Origin of the sequence: Photorhabdus hainanensis, from assembly GCF_018448965.1 — a bacterium.
Classification (GTDB): Bacteria; Pseudomonadota; Gammaproteobacteria; order Enterobacterales; family Enterobacteriaceae; genus Photorhabdus; species Photorhabdus akhurstii.
In genome coordinates, this window is sequence record NZ_RCWD01000072.1 from 1 (window position 1) to 7,103 (window position 7,103).

General features: G+C 45.3%; 6 protein-coding genes. 5 read left to right on the top strand and 1 reads right to left on the bottom strand.

The features are described 5' to 3' along the window. The 5 genes from EAE92_RS23505 to EAE92_RS23525 all read left to right on the top strand — a co-directional run. Positions 1-857, top strand: an 857-nt coding sequence (locus tag EAE92_RS23505; RefSeq protein ID WP_214069793.1) for a DUF2345 domain-containing protein, incomplete at its 5' end; no start/stop codon positions are given. 7 nt (positions 858-864) lie between these two features. Beyond that, positions 865-1,716, top strand: a complete 852-nt coding sequence (locus EAE92_RS23510) for a DUF4123 domain-containing protein (RefSeq protein WP_214069794.1) — start codon at positions 865-867, stop codon at positions 1,714-1,716. Positions 1,717-1,846: 130 nt separating this feature from the next. After that, entirely contained in the window at positions 1,847-4,420 is a 2,574-nt protein-coding gene (locus EAE92_RS23515; protein WP_214069795.1) for a T6SS effector BTH_I2691 family protein, read from the top strand. A gap of 2 nt (positions 4,421-4,422) precedes the next feature. Beyond that, the gene (locus EAE92_RS23520) at positions 4,423-5,484 is read left to right on the top strand and encodes a DUF6708 domain-containing protein (protein ID WP_214069796.1); all 1,062 of its coding nucleotides are present in this window, start codon (positions 4,423-4,425) and stop codon (positions 5,482-5,484) included. Positions 5,485-5,486: 2 nt separating this feature from the next. Next, a complete protein-coding gene (locus EAE92_RS23525) occupies positions 5,487-6,545 on the top strand; it encodes a DUF6708 domain-containing protein (RefSeq protein ID WP_214069797.1) in 1,059 nt (352 codons plus the stop codon). A gap of 233 nt (positions 6,546-6,778) precedes the next feature. Here the strand turns inward: EAE92_RS23525 and EAE92_RS23530 are convergent. Continuing rightward, positions 6,779-7,103, bottom strand: a 325-nt coding sequence (locus EAE92_RS23530) for a hypothetical protein (RefSeq protein WP_214069798.1), incomplete at its 5' end; no start/stop codon positions are given.

Sequence of the window (7,103 nt, forward strand, 5' to 3'; positions counted from 1 at the left end):
AGCACATCAAACTGAGTACCGAATATGGCGGGAAAAGCCAGCTCAATCTGGGCCATCTGGTGGATGGACAGCGACCGCATCCCAATAAGCGCGGCGAAGGGTTTGAGTTGCGCACCGACGACTGGGGGGCGATCCGGGCCGGGAAGGGGTTATTGCTGAGTACGCATGCCCAGCCTAAAGCCAGTGGCAAACAACTGGACATGGATGAAATCAAACGCCAGCTTGCCGATGCTTTGTCATTGGCAGAATCGCTCTCTGATCTGTTGCAAACGGCACAGATTGACCCACTGGATAATGATGCCCAACAGCATTTTCTGCAACGGAATGTGGAGCAATTGCGGGAACCGGTGATTGTCGCGGGGGCGTTAGGCGGCATTGCGCTATCGACACCGCAACATATTCAGCACAGCGCCAATAAAAACCTGATGATGACCGCCGGTGGCAACACTGAAATCTCGTCATTGAAACGTATGGTACTGGCGGCAAAAAAATCAATGGTGGTTTTTGTGCATGAGCTAGGTATGAAGCTGGTTGCGGCTGCCGGGAAGATTCAGGTGCAAGCTCAAACTGATGGGATTGAAGTTGTTGCCAAGAAAGGGGTGACTATCACCAGTAGCGATGACGAAATCCTGATTTCAGCCAAGAAGAAAATCACTTTGCAGTGCGGCGGCTCCTATCTGACCCTGGAGCCAGGCAAGATTGAACATGGCTCTCCGGGCGATTTTAACGTCAAAAGCGCGAATTTCGATTATGCCGAACCGGCAAAGCTGGATGTGCCTTATCCCAATTTTACCGCCTGTGACATGATGGTTGCCGAAGCCGCCGATCGGGGTGACGCCACGGTACCATTAGGTTAAGGAATTGATGATGACACATTACCTGACTGAGCCGCTGGCATTTACTGAACATCAATATGCGCTGATTGATCGCGTGGTTGTGCCGCAGTTGCCGGAAGTATTGCCGGTGATTGAGGTTGTTTCACCGCTTCTTGCTCCGCAAGCACATCTTTATCCCTGGTTGTTACCGTTGCGTGAGTTGTCGTCTGACGTTTGGTCCCGTTTGCTCAATGGAGCACGCCTGAAAACCGAGCCGGACTCTCCGCCGCTGTTCACTTTGTTGCTTAAAAGCGATTTATCTCCGGAAGCAATGAAGAATGTGTTGGTTAATGCCTTGTATCTCAAGGAGAAACAGCAGGGGCATATCCTGCGTTATTACGATCCTCGTGTCCTGTTTCATTTGCACTGGATGATGGGGCCTTGGGTGTTTTCACGCCGAATTGCGGCGGATGACATCACTCACTGGACATTCTGGCTGGAGGGTAACTGGCATACGCTGGCCTTCCCGGAGAAAGTCCGTTACCAGCAAGGGGAAACGTCGGCGTCATTTGCTCAAATTCAGCGTATTGGCCTGATTAATCAGGTATTGGCTCAGTTGCCGGTGACGTCTGATCTTGCGCAACGGCAGACGCTGAGCCGTCGGATTGAGGCGCTATTTGATATCGCCATGACGCAGTGGTCATTAACCGATAAACAGGATCTGACGGCTTTTGCGTCACATGGCGTCACCCTAAATGACGAGTTTCATCAAGCGCCGAGAATGAAAGAGCTATTGGGCCGGTGCCAACATGTCACCGGGTACTACCAGCGTATCACCCATAGCTGGACGGATGAACAGTGGCAAGAAATGACCAGTAAAGTCCGTTACCTGCAACTTTAGCCGATGGAATTATGAACGATGAGCTTTAAAGAAACATCGATTATCGCTAGCGACGCGAACGAAACATTGCTGGGCCGTCTTAACCCGGAAAACCTGAAATAAATTGTGTGCAATACAGGAGATTTTTATTGTGAATAACCCTGGCTGTAATTTTTGTACCCGCAAGGGACTGCCTGTTTTACTGGTTCGTCCTGCCATCAAGGCGCAGGGTGATGGCGTGCCGGATTTGCCGACGAGCATATCGATGCCGGTAGAGGGAAAAGGCGAAACTGGCTATACCACCCGTCTGTTGCGTGCAGGCTTTTTGTATATCTGGGATGAGTTGGTCAATGGCTGGATCAATTATTACGTGACTGACGAGGGATACTACTATCTTCTGCCCGCCGATGGCAAAGTCCCGCCGCGTCTGGCCAATGGTGAAATGAAACCTTGCATTAAGGAGCCAGATGAGTTGGCGCGTGCTTCGCTGGTGACATTACCGGTGTTGCCGAAGGGGTTGACAAACAAAGCCTTTTGGTTGGCCTGGTCGGCGGTGGAGTGGACGGATGCGGTACGTAAAAAGCATGAAGACCCGGTATATCGTGCGCGATATATGCAGCGTTTTGATATGGAAAAATGGCTAAACCGTGGAGAGGGGGAGAATGCACTGCCGTTCTCGTCACTGACGGATACCGTAGCGGAATATCATACGCAGATAGATACCAACCGGCGTATTGCCGATTACACCAGTTCTCATTGGAATGGGAAAGGGTTATTTGAGCCGGACAATCTATGGTGGGCTGTCAGAGAATTGTTGCCTGACAAAGGGGTCATACTGTTTTTGTCTGATCCGGTTGCTGTGGTGCAGGATATTACCGCTCTGGCGAATTATCGGTTAAAGACCCAGTTTCATGAAAATCCACACTATATCAGAGGAATTGCGCTTTCGGCTTCTTTAAGCTCGCTGAAAGAGGCGTTGTGCCGACAGCTTGAGCGGGAGCAGCTAACTAAAGATGAAACTGAGGAGAATGACGCTCGGTATGGCAGCTTTGATGGTGAATATTATATTCCTGGCTCTGAAAAGCGAGCGGATACTACGCATTACTTAAATGATATGGCATTAAAGCCATTGGTACAAAAGTATTGGGCGGATTATGAGAAGTACATTGATCGTGATAAAGAAAAAGCGTTTATGGACCGGTTTACCACCGATCTGACGCGGTATGACAACACCATTATCTCTCCGATGACCGAAATGTATCTGGACTGGCTGAAAAGCCAGCTCCTGCTGGACTATTTTGACCATAACTTTGATAGCACGGACGATTATAGCGGTGCGCTGTTTGTCCAGTCGGTCCATGATTGTGTTGCAGGCATGCAGGACAAACTGGGAGCATCCCGTTATTTTCAAGAACAGATGATGAGCGCCACCATCACGCCGGATAATCTGCTGTTACGTGCGCTGGTGATGAACAGTGATAAAAAAATAGAGCAAATTCACGGAGTCTTAAAGACCGGTGGAAACTACGGCTCTCTCGCTTGGGATAAAATACCCGATGGGCTTAAAGACATCGCTGAGCACTTCGATGGACCGGTTTCGCTCACAATAGAAAAATACCTGAATGAACTGAGTAGCACTTTGTTTGCAGTGATGAATAAAGCAGTGGAAAAAGTGCCGCTTCCTGCACTGGTTGTATTAGCTAAACTGCATGGCAAGGAATTAAAAGTCATTAAGTTCGTCGGAAAGCGTAAACATTTTATCAGTGCGGTGGTCGCTGTGACCAGTGAGCTGGGGGATCTGAAACGGCGTCCTTCCTCAGATCAGCTTCGTCACTACGTTGACATTGAAATGCATCGTTTGAAGATTGACGGCTTGCCGATGGAGGGGGATCAGGAATTCAACTTTATTGTGCTGGCAGACGCAGGCGAAGCGGAAAAGACCTTGGCTTTACCGGAGGCGGAACGGGCTAAGTCTTTGGTGAAAACCTTGCATTCTGTCGATGAGATCCGTGCGGAGCTGTTTCCGGGGACGTTACTTACAAAACTGGCGCAGTTACAGGCCAGTTCTGTCAAGAGTGCTGCCAAGCAATTGGCAAAAGTTCCGCCCTTTATCGGCTGTACCTTCTCTATGGTGTTGCAGATTTCCGCATTGCGTGCGGCTGGATGGCCAGAAGGTAAGACTGAGGCATGTACCCGGTTTGCGGCGGATCTGGTCGCTGCAATGGGGGCTATTGCTGAAACCTGTGAGCGGCTGTTGAACCATTTTCAGGTACTCAGGTTAAAGCCTCTATTGGGTTCTATCTTGGGGGAAAATTTACTGACCAAAGTACTGTGGGGCTTTAAGGTGGTGAAAATCTTTGGCGCTTGGGCCGGGATCGTTGGTGTGGTGTGGGATTCGTGTCATATGATAGATGAGTTCTTTCTCAAAAAGAATAGAAGTCTAGGGATTGCCTATCTAGTTTCGGCAATAAGTGGAGGATTTCTGTTTGCTGCTGCGATCAGATTAATTACTTTAGGTCCGTGGGGAATCATTTTGGCTTTGGTGTTTTTCTTTGGTGCCAATATCTATCTGGAAATGAAGAAGAAAAATGAGATCCAGAAATGGTTGATGGCTTGCTTGTGGCGCAAAATTCCCGCAGGTGAAAAGGATATTCCTGCTATTTGGCCCGATAGCAGAATGGAAATGGACGCTTTTAATAAATTAATGACTTCGGCGGAGGCATAATTATGCAAGGAAATGGCTTGTATACCCCTTATAAATTGAATCGTCCTTTAACTTGGGAAGAAAAAGATGATCAACTTTGTCAGGGAAAACCGACTCAGCTAAACAGTAAATATGGTCAGTATATTGTTGATTACAATACGGTGATCCGTATGAATTCCACTTATATGGAAACGGTAGATAAATACTATGAGGATAAGGGATTCGTTAGTTCGCTTACTGCAACACTGTTTTTTTGTTGCTTAGGAATGGCCTTATTTTCTATTGGTTACACAATTTACCAATATATAAAAGGAGATCATGAAATTCTGTTAAGCCTTCTAATTTGTCTACCTGTTATATCTCTGTTTGTATATTTCAGTGGCAAATTTACTCTAAAAGAGTGGTTTGCTACAACACACTACCCAATCCGTTTTAACCGCAAAACTCAGATGATCCATGTTTACCGTTTTAATGGCACGGTATTATCGGTTCCCTGGAAAGAGGTGTTTTTTACTCTGACAATAGGAGGTGGCAAGTGGCTGGAATGGAGTATCGACGGCCATATTCTGGCAGACGATCAAGAAACGGTATTAGAGACATTTAGCCTTGGGATTTCTGGTTTACGAGACATGCTGCCGGGTTATTGGGAGTTTATTCGTTGCTATATGGAGGAAGAGTGTTTACAGGAGCAGGCGGGTATTATCGCTTTATGCCCTCCCATTGAGAAAAAGAAAGAAAGTTATATTTTTGGATTACAGTATCTGATGCGGATGAATTCTCGTTTAAACTGGATTTTTGGAATCGTAAAGCTGCCATTTGATCTAATTACCAGTGTTGCCCGTTATATTGCTATGCAGACCAGCAAAATGCCGCAATGGCCCCAAGAAGTGGAAGAGGCTTGTCAGGTTGATCCTGATGACCCAATTAATGTCAGTGCAGCGAATAATCCTGTTCATTTATGGCGTTATGTTTTGGCAAATCAGACGCGGGAAGAACGTCAGGCATTATATGATCGCCAGTTATCGGCATATACCCGTTTGCAAGAGAAAATTGCAATGGCTCATTCAACTTCGGCGGAGGCATAATTATGAAATGGAATATCTTGTATAATCCTTATAAATTGAACCGCCCTTTGACTTGGGAAGAAAAAGATGATCAACTTTGTCAGGGAAAACCGACTCAGCTAAACAGTAAATATGGTCAGTATATTGTTGATTACAATACGGTGATCCGTATGAATTCCACTTATATGGAAACGGTAGATAAATACTATGAGGATAAGGGATTCGTTAGTTCGCTTACTGCAACACTGTTTTTTTGCTGCTTAGGAATGGCCTTATTTTCTATTGGTTACACAATTTACCAATATATAAAAGGAGATCATGAAATTCTGTTAAGCCTTCTAATTTGTCTACCTGTTATATCTCTGTTTGTATATTTCAGTGGCAAATTTACTCTAAAAGAGTGGTTTGCTACAACACACTACCCAATCCGTTTTAACCGCAAAACTCAGATGATCCATGTTTACCGTTTTAATGGCACGGTATTATCGGTTCCCTGGAAAGAGGTGTTTTTTACTCTGACAGTAGGAGGTGGCAAGTGGCTGGAATGGAGTATCGACGGCCATATTTTGGCAGACGATCAGGAAACGGTATTAGAGACATTTAGCCTTGGGATTTCCGGTTTACGAGACATGTTACCGGGTTATTGGGAATTTATTCGTTGCTATATGGAGGAAGAGTGCTTACAGGAGCAGGCGGATATTATTTCTTTATGTCCTCCCATTGAGAAACAGAAAGAAAGTTATATTTTTGGATTACAGTATCTGATGCGGATGAATTCTCGTTTAAACTGGATTTTTGGAATCGTAAAGCTGCCATTTGATCTAATTACCAGTGTTGCCCGTTATATTGCTATGCAGACCAGCAAAATGCCGCAATGGCCCCAAGAAGTGGAAGAGGCTTGTCAGGTTGATCCTGATGACCCAATTAATGTCAGTGCAGCGAATAATCCTGTTCATTTATGGCGTTATGTTTTGGCAAATCAGACGCGGGAAGAACGTCAGGCATTATATGATCGCCAGTTATCGGCATATACCCGTTTGCAAGAGAAAATTGCAATGGCTCACTCATCTACGGATAAATAAAGGCAAGCATATGAACGAAATTATTGCTTACAGCGCGGCTATTTGTCCGAATTGTCCGAATAAAATCCCTGCGGAGGTGTAATTATGAAATTAAAAAGATTGTATATCCCTTATTGCTACTGGCTTTTATTTTTGTTATGTTGAAAGTGAGGTAATATAATGGTGAATATGGTGTTACTTCGGAGTATTCCTGTATTTTACTTGTGTCTGAATTTGAAAGCAGAACTCATTCCTCAATCACTGAATAGAACCCAGGTAAAAGTAGTTCGATAGTGCGAGGTTAAAAGTAAGAAAGTAAGAAAGTAAGAAAGTAAGAAAGTAAGAAAGTAAAAAGCGAAAGGAATAATCATTAAGTTATCCCAGGAAGGAAGAGTTGGAATTAACCATGCGTTAATGGTTTCCGCTCGTCTGCAAGAAATTTTGTGTAATGCAGGGAGTGTTAGAAATTCTGTGTCATTCCAGTAATATATCTCAAAAAGGAATGACAAATGACTCAATCTTTCGATTTCGACAAAGCCCTGAAAGCGCTTCAGGAGGGTCAGGCACTGACCGGTAAGA